We start from the raw sequence: 16,636 nt of genomic DNA on the forward strand, positions 1-16,636 counted from the left end.
GGTGCCGCCGGTGCGCCAGGAGGCGCTGTAGATGCCGACCATCCCGGTCTTGGCCGCAGGCACGTCGCGCCCGCCGCCGCGGATGACCAGGGTGCCGTCGATCAGCGGCAGCTCGTGGTCCTCCTGCAGGAAGATCACCATGCCGTTGGACAACTGCACGCGGACCGGCTGCGGAGGATGGAAGGGGGGCAGGGGCGGGACCTTGATCCGCTTCCAAGGCGCGGCCGGGGCTTGGGGCACGTTCTTCTTGCCGGCGGTGGGCGCGGTCTGGGCGGCGGCACCCGCCAGCAGCACCAGCGTGAGACTCAAGGTCAGGAAACGGTTGGAGAGTGGAAGTGCGCGATTCATTACTTGCCTCCCTGGGCCGGCGCCGCGGTCTCGATGATGGCCACGGTGCGATTGGAGCCGGTGAAGGTCTGGTTGGCCACGCGGCGGATGTCGGCCTTGGTGACCTTGTCCATGCGGTCGATCTGGCGGAAGACCTCGCGCCAGTCGCCGAAGCGGGCCTGGGCGGTGCCCAGGGCCTGGGCCAGGTCGGTGTTGTCGGCCAGGCTGCGGATGAGGTCGGCCTTGGCCCGCGTCTTCACGCTCTGCAGTTCCTCGTCGCTGACGTCCTCGGTCTTGAGCCGCTCGATCTCCTTGTGGATGGCGGCGCGCAGTTCCTCCGGCGTCTTGCCGCGGTTGGGCACGGCGAAGAAGAAGAAGAGGTTGGGGTACTTGTCGCCGGGGAAGTAGTTTCCGCCCTGGGCGACGACGGCCAGCTTCTGGTCGCGCACCAGGGAGCGGTAGAGGCGCGAGACCCGGCCCTTGGACATGATGTCGGCGATCACGTCGTAGACGGCGGCGTCCGGATCGCGCGAGTCGGGGCGGTGGTAGCCTTCCAGGTAGATGGGCTGGGAGGCCTCCTTGATCACCACCTCGCGCTCGCCGATCTGCTTGGGCTCGGGCACCGTGTCATCCACCGGCCTGGGCTCCTTCTTCAGCCGGCCCAGGTATTTCTCCGCCATGGGGAGGAAGGTGGCGCGGTTGACGTCGCCCACCACCGCGGTCACCATGTTGGCGGGGACGTAGTACTTGGCGTAGAAATTCTTGGCGTCGGTCTCGGAGAAGTTGTCCAGCTCCCAGGAGGTGCCGATGCCCTCGTTGTGGTAGGGATGGGCGAGGAAGGCGGCGGCCACGAACTGCTCGATGAGGCGGCCGATGGGGGCGCTGTCCACGCGCAGGCGGCGCTCCTCGTGCACCACGTCGCGCTCCTTGTAGAACTCGCGGAAGACGGGATCTTGGAAGCGCTCCGACTCCAGGTAGGCCCAGAGTTCGGTGCGGTTGGCGGGCAGGGCGTAGAAGTAGCCGGTCTCGTCGTTGCTGGTGAAGGCGTTCAGGTTCTCGCCCCCGTTCTCCTCGATGATGCGGCCGAACTGGTTCTCGATGACGTACTGGTCGGCGTCGGCGATGGCGTCGCGCCAGGCCTTCTCCAGGGCCGCCACCTTCTTGTCGTCGCGGCCGATGGTCTTCAGGCGCTCGGCGTCATAGGCCTGGTAGGCGGCCTCCACCTTGTCCAGCGCCACCTTCTCCTTGGCGTAGTTGGTGGTGCCGATGGTGGAGGTGCCCTTGAAGGCCATGTGCTCGAACATGTGGGCCAGGCCGGACTGGCCCTTGGGGTCCTGCACCGAGCCCGCGTCCACGTGGGTGAAGAAGGAGAAGACGGGCGCCTCGGGGCGCTCCATCACCAGCAGGGTGAGCCCGTTGGGCAGGGTCTTCACCGTGATGTGCTTCTCGAACTCGTGCATGTACTGCGACATGTCCTGCGCCGCCAGCGGCAGGGCCAGCAGGCAGAGCAGCAGGGCAGGGAAGAAGATGCGTACGATCTTGGACTTCATGCGTGCCTCCACGCGGTCGGTAGCAGAAGCTAAGTTGAACCGGGTCCCGGGCGGGAAACCATCGAACATACCTGTCCCACGTGCGCCTGTCAAACCTCGCGGGACAAGCCGCGGAACGTCCTCGGCGGGAACGGGTCCGGATCCCGTGCCAGACAACCTCGGGCTTGCTGGGCTCCTGGCGGTGCCCCCGCACCCGCGAGGGTATTCCCCCTGCGTCCGATAACGCGCATACTGCGATCGTGCCTGCCGCCCCCAATGAGCGCCTGCTGGCCGCCTTCCTCGACTACCTGAAGGTGGAGAAGGGGCTGGCGCGGCTGAGCGTGGCCGCTTACACCCGCGACGTGGGGCAGTTCGCCGCGTTCCTGGAGAAGCGCCGCCGCACCCTGGCCAGCGCCCGCCGCGACGACGTGCGCGACTTCCTCGACCACCTCTTCTCCCACCAGGTGGACGGGCGCTCGGTGGCGCGCAAGCTCTCGGCCCTCCGCCACCTCTACAAGTTCCTCTTGCTCGACCGGCACCTGGAGCACGATCCCACGCTCAACCTGGAGTCGCCCAAGCAGTGGAAGGTGCTGCCCAAATCGCTGGCCCGGGACGAGATCGAATCCATGCTGAAGCCGGCGCTGCCGGCCGGGCGCAAAGAAGCGCAGGCGCTGGCGGCGCGCGACCGCGCCATGCTGGAGGTCTTCTACGCGGGGGCGCTGCGTGTCTCCGAGATCATCGGCATCGGGCTGGAAGACGTGAAGCTCGACCTGGGCTACGTGCTGGTGCGCGGCAAGGGCGACAAGGAGCGCATCGTGCCGTTGGGCCGCTCCGCCCTGGACGCCGTGCGGGCCTATCTGGCTTCGGGGCGGGGCACGCTGCTGGGCGAGAGAAGCTCGCCGCTGCTGTTCGTGGGCCGCGGCGGGCGCAAGCTCTCGCGCCAGCGAGTCTGGCAGATGGTGGGTGCGGCTTCCGCCGCGGCCGGGCGGCACGCCAGCCCGCACATGCTGCGCCACAGTTGCGCCACCCACATGGTGGAAGGCGGCGCCGATTTGCGCACGGTGCAGACCATCCTCGGACACGCAGACATCTCCACCACCCAGGTCTATACCCACGTGGCGCTGGACCGGCTGAAGAATGTCTACCGGCAACACCATCCCCGGGCGCGCGCCCGCGCCTCCGCGGGAGAGGAGAAATGAAGGAGTTGAAGGCGGCCGCGCGCGGTCCCGTGCACAAAGCCGCCGAGCAGTTTCTGCGCTCGCTGCGCGAGCGCAACGCTTCGCGCCACACCCTGCGCGCCTACCAGAACGACCTCCAGCGCTTCGCCGAGTACGTGGGCGCGGAGGGCTGGAGCGAGGTCGATCACCTGCGCATCCGCGGCTTCCTCTCCCATCTCTACGAGCAGGGACTGAGCAAGACCAGCGTAGCGCGGGCGCTGGCGGCGTTGCGCTCGCTCTACCGCTGGCTGGCGCGCGAAGGCGTGGTGGAGCAAAATCCGGCGGCGCTGGTGGCCACCCCGCGCCTGCCCAAGAAGCTGCCGCGCGTGCCCACCATCGAAGAGATGAACGCGGTGCTCGACGCGGCCATGCCCGAGTGCTCCGCCTTCCCCGAGCGCGACCGCCTCATCCTGGAACTGCTTTACGGCTGCGGGGTGCGCAACTCCGAGCTGGTAGGCGTGAACCTCGACGACATCCGCTGGTCCAACGAGGCCATCCTGGTGCGCGGCAAGGGCAAGAAAGAGCGCTACGTGCCCTTTGGCGAGAGCGCGCGGGCGGCGCTGGCCGCGTATCTTCCGCTGCGGCAGCAGGCGGTGGGACGGCAGGGGACGCGGGCGCTGCTGGTGAACCGCCGGGGCGCGCGCCTGACCTCGCGCAGCGTGGGCCGCATCGTCAAGCAGGTCGCGGTGGCCCGCGGCCTCTCCCCCGACGTCCATCCGCACACCCTGCGCCACGCCTTCGGCACGCACCTGCTGGAGGAGGGCGCCGACCTGCGCGCCATCCAGGAGATGCTCGGGCACGAGCGCCTCTCCACCACGCAGCGCTACACCCAGCTCTCCATGAAGCACGTGCTGAAGGTCTACGACGAGAGCCATCCGCGGGCGAAGTGAGCGCGGGTCCTAGGCGGTGGGCGGCGCGGCGTGGCGCTCCAGCCATCCCCGCAACTGCTCGCGCGTCTCCAGGGTGAGTTGCACGAAGCGGATGCCGGTATGCAGGTCGGTATTCACCCAGGCCAGCTTGCCGGTGAGCTGCACCGGCTCCTTCTCCTGGGGCAGGACGAGCTCCAGGCGCAACAGGTCGCGGGTGTTCAGGCGCTCGGGGAACTGCAGGGCGATGCCGCCCTCGCTCAGGCTGAAGCCCGTTCCCATGACCTGCCGCCCGTCGGGCATGCGCACCGCCACCGGAATCTCCACCGAGTGGCGGTTGTAGCGGCGGCGCTCATCCTGCATGAGCAGGTGGGCGCTGCGCAGGTGGCGGTCCAGGGCCTCGCGGGTGAGCGGCTTGTAGAGAACCAGGTTGGCGCCGCGTTCGAGGAAGCGCGCGGAGTCGCGCTCCGCGGTGGCCAGCATCAGGACCGAGTCGCGGTTGGCACTGCGCTCCCGCGCAGTCGCCAGCACGTCCAGGCTGTGATCGGTCCCGTCATGGTCCACTACCAGCAGGTCGAAGTGCTCGTTGGCCACCAGGTCCAGGAAGCGCAGGGGGTCGTCCATCTCCAGCGTCTCGACGCCCAGGGCGCCCAGGGCCTGGTGGAAGACGGAGAGCAGTTCCGGATCGCTGGTGTACAGCAACGCTTGCAAGGTCATGGAATGTCCTGCGGAACGGGAGGATTATGCGTCAGCCGGAGGCGGCTGGCAATGTTACTCAAGTGACGGGCCTAGTCGGCGGCGGCCTGGCCGGCGGGGGAGGCGGGCGCGCCCTCCTTGCCCAGCTCCCGGCGCAATTGATGCCACATCTCCACCACCCGCTGGCGCAATTCCGCGGTGAGCTGCTCGTAGGCGGCTTCGGGGTTCTCCACCTTCTCGGGCGGATAGATGGGATCGCCGATAGCGATGCGCAGGGGCACGAAGCGCTGGAAGGACTGGCCCCGCGGCCAGGCCTCGTGGAAGCCCTCCAGCGCCACCGGCAGGATGGGCACTTTCAGGTGGGTGGCCAGGATGGCGGCGCCTTTCTTGAAGGTCTTGGGAGCGCCGTCGATAGAGCGCTCGCCCTCGGGATAGAGCACCAGGATCTGCCCGCGCCTCAGGCCGTAGGCGCCGGCGCGCATGGCGGGGACGAGGTTGGCGTCCGGGTCCACGGGGATCAGCCGCAGCGAGTGCGCCACGCGCCGCATGACCCCGGAACCGAAGATCTCGCTGGTGCCCACGTAAAAGACCCGCTGGTAGAGCCGCCACGGCAACTGGCTCATGACCACGGGAGCGTCGAGGAAGCTCTGGTGGTTGGGCGAGAGGATGAAGGGCCCGTCGGCGGGGATCTTCTCCAGCCCGGTGACGCGCAGGCGGAAGAGGTCGCGGCAGAGGATGTCCACGAAGCGGCCGCCGAAATACCAGAGGAAGGGAACGACGCGGCGGGGCCTGGAAACCACCTCCAGCACCTCAGGGTCGGAGCTTTCGGTCTGGAAGACGGTGTCCCAGCCGGAGGCGCCGCGGGCGCGGAGCGCGCGCTTCGGCTCCAGGTCTTCGGGGCTGCCGCCGGCCTGGCGCACCGCGTCCACCAGGTCGCGCACGGTGTAGACCTCCGACACCACCGTGTCGGGCAGGTGGCTGTCGAGTTCGCGCTCCAGCTCCACCAGCAATTCGACGCGCTCCATGGAGTCCAGGCCGAGGTCGAGTTCCAGGTTGTCGGCGGGATGGATCTCATCCTCCTTCTTGGAGGCGCGGCGGATGGCGGCCATCGCGCGCGCCACCTCCGGCTCGGCCAGCCAGGTCCGGTCCTCGTCGGTGAGGGCGCGCGCGGGATGACGCTCTTCCACGGGCTCGCCGCCGGCGGCGGCCTGCTCCGCCAGCACCCGCTGTCGCACCTCGAAGCGCTTGATCTTGCGGGTGGTGGTGCGCGGCAGGTCTTCCTGCCAGATCTCGTAGCTCAAGATGCGCTTGCTCGAGGGCAGCGTGACCGAGATGGAATCCAGGTCGAAGCGGATGACCTCGCGCGTGTTCACGATCTTCTTCTGCTTGAGCAACTCCAGGTTGGGGACGATGACGGCGTGCAGCCGCTCGGAGAGCGGCTCTCCCGGCCGGCTCTCCAGGCCCACCACGCACAGCTCCTTGATCCACGGCGATTTCAGGTAGTGCTCCTCGATCTCCTCGGGGTAGATGTTCTTGCCCGAGCTGAGCACGATGATCTCTTTCTTGCGTCCGGTGATGTAGAGGTCACCGCGCGCGTCCAGGTAGCCGAGATCGCCGGTTCGCAGCCAGCCGGCCTCGAGCACGGCGGCGGTGGCGTCGGGGCGCTTGAAGTAGCCTTGCATGACGATGCCGCCGCGGATGGCGATCTCGCCCGCGGCCGGGCCCTCGCTCGTGTCCTCCGCATCCACGATCTTCACTTCGACGCCGGGAAGCGGGCGGCCGATGGAGCCCATCACGTTGCGCTCCAGGCGGGTGACCGTGGCCGCGCCCGAGGTCTCGGTCAGGCCATAGGCCTGCAGGATCTCGAAGCCCAGGGCGTGCAGGTCGTGGCCCACGGCGGGATCGAAGCGCGAGCCTCCCACCACGAAGAAGCGCAGGTCGGGCGCCACCGCCTCGTGCACCGGGCGGAAGAAGATCCTGCCTGCGCCCTTCCAGCCCAGCGCGCGCAGCAGCCGGGAGAGCGACATGAGCAGACGGAAGGCGGTGCGCGCCCCCGCCCCGCGCTCCGCCACCTGCTTCAGGATGCGCTCGTGGATGAGGTAGAAGAACTGGGGCACGCAGGCGAAGATGGTGATGCGGCGCTCGCGCAGCGCCCGCACCAGCTCGGCGGTGTTCAGCGACTCCAGGTAGACGATGCGGGCGCCCGCCAGCAGGGGCAGCAGCAGGTTGGCCATCTGCGCCAGGGCATGGAAGAGCGGCAGCACTCCCAGGATGGAGTCGGTGGGGCGCACTTCCACGGTGCGGAAGACGGAGTCAGCCTCGGCGGCGATGTTGGCGTGGGAGAGCATCACGCCCTTGGGATCGCTGGTGGTGCCCGAGGTGTAGAGGATGGCGGCCAGGTCATCGTCGGCGACGGCGACCGGGCGGAAGCCGCCCGGGCCGGCGGCCTGCATCTGGTCGAAGGAAGGCAGCTCGGGCGGGCCCGCCTCCAGGCAGACCAGGCGGACGCCCAGGCCTTCGGCCGCGCGCTGCGCCAAGGGAAACAGGCGGGCGTCGGCGAACAGCACTACGGCGCCGCTGTCGCGCAGGATGGTGGCCACCTGGGCGCGGCTGAAGGCGGTGTCGAAGGGGACGGCGACCCCGCCCGCCGCCAGGATGCCGAGGTAGGCGGCGGTCCAGCGCGGGCTGTTGCCGGCCAGGATGCCGCAGGTCGAGCCCCTGGCCACGCCGTTCTGCTGGAGCCAGCGGCCCACCGACTCCGCCATGCGCCGCACTTCGGCGTAGGTGTGGCGCTCGACCGAATCCGAGCGCTGCATCTCCAGGGCGACGTTCCCGGGCCAGCGCTCGGCCGACTCCACGAACTTCTGGTAGAAGCTCTGCATGCTGTCTCGGGGAAGGCCGCACTATAAAGGAAAGCGGCCGAATGGGCCAGTTTCCCCGCTGGGAGAGCGGCGGACGCTCGCCGGGCCGGAACCGCACCCTGCAGCGGGCGGCCGCATCTAATATGGTACGCTGATAATCTGACGGGAAGCGGCGTCCCTCTCCGAGGCGGGCGCCCGGGCAAAGGTCCAGACCCTTGTTTAGCACCCTATTCGCCAAGATCTTCGGTACCAAGAACGAGCGCGAGGTGAAGCGCCTGCGGCCGCTGGTCGAGCGCATCAACGCGCTCGAGCCGGCCCTGCAGCAGTTCTCCAACGAGCAACTGCGCGCCAAGACCGAAGAGTTCCGTGCCCGCATCCGGCAGCGCCTGGAGGGCATCGAGGACGAGGAGGAACGCGTGCGCGAGCAGAAGGCCGCGCTCGAAGAGCTCCTTCCTGAGGCCTTTGCGGTGGTGCGGGAGGCGGGGCGGCGCGCGCTGGCCATGCGCCACTTCGACGTGCAGCTCATCGGCGGCATGGTGCTGCACCAGGGCAAGATCGCCGAGATGAAGACGGGCGAAGGCAAGACCCTGGTAGCCACCCTGCCCGTCTACCTGAACTCGCTGCTGGGGCAGGGGGTGCACGTGGTCACGGTGAACGACTACCTGGCCAAGCGCGACTCCGAGTGGATGGGGCAGATCTACCGCTTCCTGGGGCTGACGGTGGGCGTGATCGTGCACGAACTCGACGACGAGCAGCGCCGCGAGGCCTACGCCGCCGACGTCACCTACGGCACCAACAACGAGTTCGGCTTCGACTACCTGCGCGACAACATGAAGTTCGACCAGCGCGACTGCGTGCAGCGCGGCCACCACTACGCCATCGTGGACGAGGTCGACTCCATCCTCATCGACGAGGCCCGCACCCCGCTCATCATCTCGGGCTCCAGCGAGGAGTCCACCGACAAGTACTACAAGGTGAACCGCATCATCCCCAAGCTGGAGCTGGGCGAGGAGATCGAGAAATCCATCGAGGAGAAGGTGCTCACCGGCGACTACGTGGTGGACGAGAAGCACCACACCATCACCGTCACCGACGAGGGCTGGGAGAAGGTGGAGAAGCTGCTGGGCATCCAGAACATCGCCGACCCCGAGAACTGGGACCTGAAGCACCACGTGGAGACGGCGGTCAAGGCGCACGCGCTCTACAAGCGCGACGTGAACTACGTGGTGAAGGACGGCGAGGTGCTGATCGTGGACGAGTTCACCGGGCGCCTGATGCCGGGGCGGCGCTGGTCCGACGGCCTGCACCAGGCGGTGGAGGCCAAGGAGAACGTCAAGATCGAGCGCGAGAACCAGACCCTGGCCACGGTCACCTTTCAGAACTACTTCCGCATGTACAAGAAGCTGGCGGGCATGACCGGCACCGCCGAGACGGAAGCCGCCGAGTTCTACAAGATCTACAAGCTGGAGGTGGTGGCTATCCCCACCAACCGGCGGCTGCTGCGCCACGAGTATCCCGACACCGTCTACCGCACCGAGCGCGAGAAGTTCAACGCCCTGGCGGAGGAGATCGAGAGGATCCACGAGGAAGGCCGCCCGGTGCTGGTGGGCACGGTCTCCATCGAGAAGTCGGAGCGGCTCTCCGACCTGCTCAAGAAGAGGAACGTGAAGCACGTGGTGCTGAACGCCAAGTTCCACGAGAAGGAAGCCGAGATCGTGGCCCAAGCGGGGCGCCAGGGCGCGGTCACCATCGCCACCAACATGGCCGGCCGCGGCACCGACATCCTGCTGGGCGGCAATCCCGAGTTCCTGGCCAAGCAGGAGTGCTTCAAGAAGGGGCTGGCGCAGCCGGTGCAGGCCGCCGCCGGCCGCATCGGCGAGCACCTGGGCGAGGACCACGACAAGACCACCTTCTACTACCAGGGCAGCGAGTACCAGGCCCCTGGCGAGCGCTGGAGCGAGATCCTGGAGCGGCACAAGGGGCAGACCGACGGCGAGCACGCGCAGGTGGTCGGTCTGGGCGGGCTGCACATCCTAGGTACCGAGCGGCACGAGGCCCGCCGCATCGACAACCAGTTGCGCGGGCGCGCCGGCCGCCAGGGCGATCCCGGCTCTTCCCGCTTCTACCTCTCCCTGGAAGACGACCTGATGCGCATCTTCGCCAAGGACTGGGTGGGGCCGCTGCTGCAGCGCCTGGGCATGGAGGAGGGCGTGCCCATCGAGTCGCGCATGATCTCGCGGCGCATCGAGAAGGCGCAGGAGCAGGTAGAGGCGCGCAACTTCGAGGCCCGCAAACACCTGCTGGAGTACGACGACGTCATGAACAAGCAGCGCGAGGCCGTCTATGGCCTGCGCCGCCAGCTCCTGGAAGGCGCCGAGCAGAAGGAGCTGATCCTGGAGGACTACGTGGCCGGGCTGCTCGCCGACCTGCTCGACGAGTACGCGCCCCGCAACGCCCATCCCGACCAGTGGAAGCTGGAAGGTCTGAAGAACCGCCTCTTCACCAGCTTCGGCGTGGACATCGGGGCCGAGGGCATCGACGGCCGCAGCCTCAACCGCACCGAGCTGGGCGACGCCATCTTCGACAAGCTCAAGCAGCGCTACGAGGCCAAGGAGAAGCTGCTCGGCCCCGAGGCCATGCGCCACCACGAGCGCATCATCATGCTGAGCGTGATCGACACGCAGTGGAAGGACCACCTGCTCAACATGGACCACCTCCGCGAGGGCATCGGGCTGCGCGGCTACGGCCAGCACGATCCCCTGGTGGAGTACAAGCGCGAGTCCTTCGACATGTTCGAGGAGATGATGCGGCGCTTCCAGGAAGAGACGGTGCGCTATCTCTACCTGATGCAGGTGATCGAGCGCGAGGCCCCGGCCACCGCCGAAGAAGTAGCCGCTGCGGAAGCCGAGACCCGCCGCCGCCGCGCCGCCACTTCGGTGGACGACCTGGAAGAGGAGTTCCACCGCCGGAAGAAGCGCGAGCTGGAAGAGGCGCGCATGGCGGGCGCCGGCGACTATCAGCCGGTGCAGCAGGTCGTCCGCTCCGGGGCCAAGGTGGGACGCAACGATCCCTGTCCCTGCGGCTCGGGCAAGAAGTACAAGAAGTGCTGCGGCGTAGCCGCCTGACAACGTCCATTTTTTCCACAGACCCACGCCTTCGGGACTTGACAGCCTTGTTCCCGTGGGCGGATTCTATGCCGATTCTTTCGGAGGGTCCCCGCCTGCCCGACGAGAAGGAAACTCGCGCCTATCCGCGCTTCGAGGTGCGGATCCCGGTGGCTGCCCGCTTTGCCGGCGCCGCCGTGCCGGTGGTCCGCGCCCAGACGGAGAACGTCAGCGCCCGCGGCCTCTTCTTCTATGCCGAGGTAGAGATCTCGGAGGGCTCCAAGTTCGAGTTCACCCTCACCCTGCCGCCGGAACTCACCCTGACCCACGGCATCCCCATGTCGGGGACGGCGCGGGTGGTGCGCCTGGAGAAGCGCCTGGGCACGAAGGTAGGCGTGGGCGCCTGCATCGAGGAATACCACCTGGGCAGCGCCTGAGCCACCATCTTCGCCGGGCCGGTACCCCGCTGGAGCCCTGGTTGCGAGCTAGAAAGGGATCGTCCCGGTGGGGGAGACGATCCTCCAGCTGGGATCGACGTTGGTGGCTACGAAGGCGGCGCCGGTCTTGGTAGTGCCGTCCATCAGCCAGACGACCACGTTGCCGGTGGTGGCATGCCGCCACAGGATGTCGGTCTTCAGGTCGCCGTTGAAGTCGGTGGTCCCGATCACCTTCCAGTTGGGATCGACGCCGGTGGCCACGAAGGCGGCGTCGGTCTTGGTGGCGCCGTCCATCAGCCACACCACCACGTTGCCGGCGCTGGAGTGCTGCCATAGGATGTCGGCCTTGGTGTCGCCGTTGAAATCCCCCAGCCCCACCACCTGCCACTGGGGTTCGACCCCGGTGGCCACGAAGGCAGCGCTCTGTTTCACCGCGCCATTCATCAGCCAGACCACCACGCCTCCCGTGCTGGAGTTCTGCCACAGGATGTCGGTCTTGTGGTCGGCGTTGAAGTCGCCCAGTCCCACGATCCTCCAGGCCGGGTCCACCCCACCGACTACGGTGGTGCTCTGCTTGCGGGTGAGGCCGTTCATCAGCCAGAGGGCGACGTCCCCGCTTGCGGTGTTACGCCACAGGATGTCGGTCTTCTGGTCGCCGTCGAAGTCGCCCAGCCCCACGATCTTCCAGTGCAGATCCACCCCGCTGACCACGGTGGCGGCGCTCTTCTTGGTGGTGCCGTCCATCAGCCACACCACCACGTCCCCGCTGGCGGAGTTCTGCCACAGCAGGTCGGTCATCTGGTCGCCGTCGAAGTCCCCGGTGCCCACCAGCTTCCAACTGGGATCGACGCCGTTGACGACCACCGCCGTGCTCTCCTTGTTGGCGCCGTTCATGATCCAGACGGTGACCTGGCCGGTCGAGGAGTTCTGCCACAGGATGTCGCCTTCGCCGTCGCCATCGAAGTCGCCGGTGCCGGGCATAGGCGGCAGCACGTGGAAGACATAGGCGGTGATGCCGCCGATCAGGGGCTGGGCAACGCCCGTGGAGGTCGCCTCCTGACCGTCGGTGGCAAAGGCGTACAGAATGTGCGTGCCCAGGGAGAGTTCGGGGGTAGTGGCGCTGAAGTTGGGCGAGGCCGGGGAAGCGGCCAGCCAGGGGCCTTGCCAAGTGTCCAACTGGAAGTAGACGGCGCGGGGCGGCGGGGCGGTGGGGCTGAACCAGCTCAAAGCCGTGAGGTTGAAGGTCGGGGTGCGGTGCGCACTCTGGTCGTTGGGCAGGTGGGTGACCGCCGTCACCAGCGGGATGGGCTGCACCGCCTGCTCCGTGATCACGCTGACGTTGCCGCTGCCGTTGTTGGCGACATAAGCCTTGTTCCGCACCGGATTCACCGCCAAATCGATGGGGACGGTTCCCGCGAGCACGGTCTGGCTCACTTCATCGCTGATGCCGTCGATGATGGTGACATTGTTGCTCGTCTCGTTGCCGACGTAGATCTTATTGGTGATCGGGTTCACCGCTACGGTGCGGGGGTAAGATCCCGCGGTCACGGTCCGGATCACGGTGTCGGTGGCGCCGTCGATCACGCTGACGCCACCGTAGTAGTTGGCGACGTAGATCTTGTTGCTGAGGGGATTCACGTCCACGGCAAAGGGATCGCCCCCGACGGCCACAGTGTGGGGCGTGTCGGTGGCGCCGTCGATCACGGTGACGTTGTTGCTGAGCTGGTTGACGACATAGATCTTGTTAGCCAGCGGGTTCACCGCGATGCGGTAGGGGCCGATTCCCGCAGGCACGGTCTGGATCACGCTGTTGCTGACGCCCTCGATCACGGTGACGTTGCCGCTGGAGTAGCTGGAGACGTAGATCTTGTTGGTCACCGGGTTCACGGCCACGCTCAAAGGCTGCGTTCCCACGGGCACGGTCTGGATCACGCTGTTGCTGGCGCCATCGATCACGCTGACGTTGTTGCTGTCCTTGTTGACGACGTAGATCCGGTTGGTCACCGGGTTCACCGCCAGCTGCGAGGGGCCGGACCCCGTATTCACGGTCTTGACCACGCTGTCGCCGGCGCCGTCGATCACGGTGACGGTGTCGTCGTAGACGTTCGAGACATAGATCCTGTTGGTCACCGGGTTCACTACCACATCGTCGGGACAATCGACCGTCAAGGTATGGATCACGTTGTTGGTGGCGCCATCGAGCACGCTGAGGGTCCAGTCCCAGCCGTTGATGGCGTAGATCTTGTCGGTGACAGGGTTGACCGCGAGCGCGCCGGGATGGGATCCGGTGACGACATTCTGCGGGGCGTTGCCGGCGCCGTCGATCACGGTGACATTGCCGCTGCTGAAGTTGGCGGCGTAGACCTTGTTGGTGACCGGGTTCACCGCCACCGCCCGAGGATAGGATCCCGTGGGCACGGTCTGAATGACGCTGCCGCTCGCGCCCTCGATCACGCTGACGGTGTTGCCGCTGTAGTTGGCGACATAGATCCGGTTGGTCGTCGGGTTCACGGTGACGGCAAAGGGCTGGCTTCCGACGGCCACGCTCGAAGGCGCGTTGTTGCCGCCGTCGATCACGGTCACGCTGTTGCCCCCCTTGTTGGCCACATAGATCTTGTTGGTCACCGGATTCACCGCCACCGCGACAGGGGTGCTGCCGGTGGCCACCGTGGAAGGCGTGTTGGTGGCGCCATCGATGACGGTGACGCTGGCGCCGTTTCCATTGGCGACATAGATCTTGTTGGTCACCGGGTTCACCGCCACCGCCAGCGGGCCGGTGCCGGCGACTACCGGCGTGGGCGTGTTGTTCGCGCCGTTGATCACGGTGAGGGTGTTGCTGTTGTAGTTGGCGACATAGATGTTGTTGGTGACCGGATTGACGGCCACGGCGCACGGCCAACTTCCCACCAGCACGGTGGCGATGACCGCGTCGGTACTGCCGTCGATCACGGTCACGTCGTTGCTGTTATTGCTAGCGACATAGACCCGGTTGGTCACGGGGTTCACGGCCAGGGCAATGGGCCAATATCCTGCGATCAGGGTCTTTATGACCGTGTTGCTGGCGCCGTCGATCACCTTCAAATAGTTGGCGGCGACATAGATCTTGTTGGTCACCGGGTTCACCGCCAGAGCATTGGGTTGGGTGCCCACGTCGATCGTCTGGGTCGCGTGGGTGGCGCCGTCGATCACGGTGATGGTGTGGCTGGCGATGTTGGCGACGTAGATCTTGTTGGTCACCGGGTTGACAGCCACGGCGGCGGGATTTGTTCCCGCGGGCACCGTGGCCGCGGGGAGCAGGACCGGCGCGAGCGAGAAGAGGGCAAGGGCGAGAGGCAGAACAAAGCGCATCCGGGAGGAGAGGGGCGGGGTCATAGGACCTCCTCGATTCCGGGCAATGGGACGCTCTTGTGTGTTTACTACGCCCCGCCCGGACGGCTCTGCAGTGACCCCTATCACCCCAAAGGGTGACAGGTGCGTGGCGCAACCGCGGCCAGGACGAGCTACCCGGGCGGCGGTGAGCAGCCTTTACTTCTTCCGGGGCCCGCTTTTGCCCACCGCCTGGAAGGTCATCTCGGTGGCGGGGCTGCGGGTGCGGCGCTTCCAGGCGAAAAACAGCCCGGCGTAGCTGTCGGTGATGTACTGGGAAGGCGCGACGCCCAGGCGGCGGGCGGTCGCGTCGATCCACTCCGGCGCGCCCTCGATCTCGGCCAGGTCGCCGATGGGGGTCTCGTCCACCACCACGAGTCCGCGGCCGTCGCTCCACTCGGTGCGGAACTTCTCGTAGCGGAAGCTGGGCTGGAAACCGGAGGCGCGCAGGATGGCGTCCATGCGGACGCCGTCCTCCACCGCGGTCTCGGTCTCCACCCGCGATTTGTGGCGGCCGGCCTTGCCCCGGCCCTTGTGGGTGAGGGTCCAGGCGGCGCCGTACTGGCGCAGGCGCAGCAATTCGCCGCGGCGGCGTAGGGGCTGCCCGGGCAGGTCGTAGAGCACGTTGCTCTCGTGGGTGCGGTGGGTGGTGAGGCGAAAGCCGGCGTCGAGCAGCTTGCGTGCCAGCGCGCGCAGGTCCGCGACCACGAACTTGATCTCGACTTCCTTCTTCTTCGGCACCAAGCGAGATTAGCGAGGCGCGACGGTCTCGGCAACCACTTCCGGAAGAGGGACGCGGGCCCCGGGGCAGGCAAGGCGCAGCCACAGTCCCGCGGGCAGGTCGGAGAAGCGGGAGACCAGGCGCAGCAAGGCCGCGCCCCAGCCGGGGCGGCGGGCGGGAGCGAAACCCCTGGCTCCGCGCTGCACCCAGGTCACCTCGCCCAGCAATTCTTCCGGCCGGACCGGGGGATCGGGACGGGCCAGGCGATCACCGCGGACCACGAGCGCGCCGAGGACTTGCTTCCGCAGCAGGCGATGGGCGAACAGGCGCTGCTCGCGGGCATAGAGCACGATGGCACCGGCCTCGATCTCAGCGGGGAGGCGGCACTCGATCTGGAGCAGGTCACCCGGGCGCAGGCTGGGAAGCATGCTGGTGCCCTGCACGCGCAGGCGGGCCCGGCCGTGGCGGCGTACGGTCTCCGCCAGCAGCTCGCACCTGACGGACTCGGGCGTAGGTACCACAGCCACGGCCCGCTCAGGAGGTCTTGCGATTGAAGGAGCAGCCGGACTGGGTCTGCTGGACCTTGCCGCAGGCCAGGGCTGACTGCTCAAACACGCGCTCGCGGCGGAAGGAGGGCTTCTGGTAGGGCTTCTTGCCGCCGCGCTTGCCCGAGGCGGCGGCGACCGGTTCGGCGATTTCCCGTTTGGCGCTCATCTTCAGTCCTGTTGAAACCGGTTAGTTGTGACAGCCCCCTTGCTGGTCCCAAAGTGCTGAAGTTCGGGAGGCCTTGGCCCGTTTTTACCACAAATCGGGGAGCGCCAGCGCAGACCCGTGGCGAGGTGGGCGCACTATATATCGCCTGGCGACTGAAAATCAAGGGTGGGCCGGCGGCGAACCCTACAACTCACTGATTCGAGGCAGGTTGTCGCGATGGGTCCGCCAGGGTCCGGGCTGCCGGCCGTGGTTGCCTCTCTTGGTACGCCAGCAAAGGAGGTTGGATTGCAGGCCATTTGCGATTGACCCCGGAACCGCGTGCGGGCTAATATCTGGGGCAATCCCAGGTGGGAGGGTGTGTCTTTGCTGAACCGGACTCTGAGTGCGGTAATGAGTTGCGTGCTGCTGGTGGTCTTCCCGGCAGCTGCGTCGGCAGCCCAGCCAGGGGGCACCTTGCGTTACACCGGCAACGTAACGGTGAACGGCAAGGGCGTGCCCCAGTCCAGCGCCGTGTTCAACGGGGACCACATTCAGACCGGGGCCGACGCCACCGCCACTCTGACCACCGACGGCACCACCACGCTGATCGCGGGCGCCAGCTCGCTCATCCTGGGCGACAACGTGCTCGACCTGAGCTGCGGCACGGTCATGGTGACCACCGTCCGGGGCATGACGGTGCGGGTGAACGGGATCACCATCACTCCCACCACGCCCACCGCGAAGTTCGAAGTAGGGCAGGGGGGGCATGCTCTCAGCATCGCCGCCCACGAGGGTTCCATCACCGTCCAGGACGGGCAC

At 67.3% G+C, this 16,636-nt stretch carries 13 protein-coding genes; 5 read left to right on the forward strand and 8 right to left on the reverse strand.

Going from position 1 to position 16,636, the window contains the following annotated elements:
* Together VEG08_11860 and VEG08_11865 are read right to left on the reverse strand one after the other, a co-directional pair.
* On the reverse strand, positions 1-348 hold a 348-nt coding region (locus VEG08_11860), incomplete at its 3' end, for an insulinase family protein (protein ID HXZ28679.1).
* Positions 348-1,877, reverse strand: a complete 1,530-nt coding sequence (locus VEG08_11865; GenBank protein HXZ28680.1) for a pitrilysin family protein — start codon at positions 1,875-1,877, stop codon at positions 348-350. The genes VEG08_11860 and VEG08_11865, both read right to left, overlap by 1 nt.
* Positions 1,878-2,116: 239 nt before the next feature.
* Here VEG08_11865 and VEG08_11870 point away from each other — a divergent pair, with 239 nt between their 5' ends.
* Both VEG08_11870 and VEG08_11875 read left to right on the forward strand, forming a co-directional pair.
* A complete protein-coding gene (locus VEG08_11870; GenBank protein HXZ28681.1) occupies positions 2,117-3,055 on the forward strand; it encodes a tyrosine recombinase in 939 nt (312 codons plus the stop codon).
* Positions 3,052-3,963: a tyrosine recombinase XerC gene (locus tag VEG08_11875; protein ID HXZ28682.1), complete on the forward strand. Its 912-nt coding sequence runs from the start codon at positions 3,052-3,054 to the stop codon at positions 3,961-3,963. The genes VEG08_11870 and VEG08_11875 overlap by 4 nt, the downstream gene beginning before the upstream one ends.
* Before the next feature lie 9 nt (positions 3,964-3,972).
* Here VEG08_11875 and VEG08_11880 read toward each other — a convergent pair whose 3' ends face one another.
* Together VEG08_11880 and VEG08_11885 are read right to left on the reverse strand one after the other, a co-directional pair.
* Complete coding sequence (locus VEG08_11880) at positions 3,973-4,656, reverse strand: response regulator (protein ID HXZ28683.1); 684 nt, start codon at positions 4,654-4,656, stop codon at positions 3,973-3,975.
* Positions 4,657-4,727: 71 nt separating this feature from the next.
* On the reverse strand, positions 4,728-7,517 hold the full coding sequence (locus VEG08_11885) for an AMP-binding protein (GenBank protein ID HXZ28684.1): 2,790 nt from the start codon (positions 7,515-7,517) through the stop codon (positions 4,728-4,730).
* 194 nt (positions 7,518-7,711) lie between these two features.
* On the opposite strand from VEG08_11885, the gene secA reads away from it, so the two are divergent.
* Positions 7,712-10,621 carry a preprotein translocase subunit SecA gene (gene secA / locus VEG08_11890; GenBank protein HXZ28685.1) on the forward strand — a complete coding sequence of 970 codons (2,910 nt, stop codon included), beginning with the start codon at positions 7,712-7,714 and terminating at the stop codon, positions 10,619-10,621.
* A gap of 68 nt (positions 10,622-10,689) precedes the next feature.
* The gene (locus VEG08_11895) at positions 10,690-11,037 is read left to right on the forward strand and encodes a PilZ domain-containing protein (GenBank protein HXZ28686.1); all 348 of its coding nucleotides are present in this window, start codon (positions 10,690-10,692) and stop codon (positions 11,035-11,037) included.
* A gap of 48 nt (positions 11,038-11,085) precedes the next feature.
* Here VEG08_11895 and VEG08_11900 read toward each other — a convergent pair whose 3' ends face one another.
* From VEG08_11900 to VEG08_11915, 4 genes are all read right to left on the reverse strand, one after another.
* On the reverse strand, positions 11,086-14,409 hold the full coding sequence (locus VEG08_11900; GenBank protein HXZ28687.1) for an FG-GAP-like repeat-containing protein: 3,324 nt from the start codon (positions 14,407-14,409) through the stop codon (positions 11,086-11,088).
* Between the two features lie 153 nt (positions 14,410-14,562).
* Entirely contained in the window at positions 14,563-15,144 is a 582-nt protein-coding gene (locus tag VEG08_11905) for a class IV adenylate cyclase (protein ID HXZ28688.1), read from the reverse strand.
* A 9-nt stretch (positions 15,145-15,153) separates the two neighbouring features.
* Positions 15,154-15,651 carry a S24/S26 family peptidase gene (locus tag VEG08_11910; protein ID HXZ28689.1) on the reverse strand — a complete coding sequence of 166 codons (498 nt, stop codon included), beginning with the start codon at positions 15,649-15,651 and terminating at the stop codon, positions 15,154-15,156.
* Between the two features lie 7 nt (positions 15,652-15,658).
* Positions 15,659-15,838 carry a hypothetical protein gene (locus tag VEG08_11915; GenBank protein ID HXZ28690.1) on the reverse strand — a complete coding sequence of 60 codons (180 nt, stop codon included), beginning with the start codon at positions 15,836-15,838 and terminating at the stop codon, positions 15,659-15,661.
* 390 nt (positions 15,839-16,228) lie between these two features.
* On the opposite strand from VEG08_11915, the gene VEG08_11920 reads away from it, so the two are divergent.
* A partial coding sequence (locus VEG08_11920; GenBank protein ID HXZ28691.1) for a hypothetical protein occupies positions 16,229-16,636 on the forward strand: 408 nt, incomplete at its 3' end.

Source organism: Terriglobales bacterium (assembly GCA_035624475.1).
GTDB lineage: Bacteria > Acidobacteriota > Terriglobia > Terriglobales > Acidobacteriaceae > DASPRL01.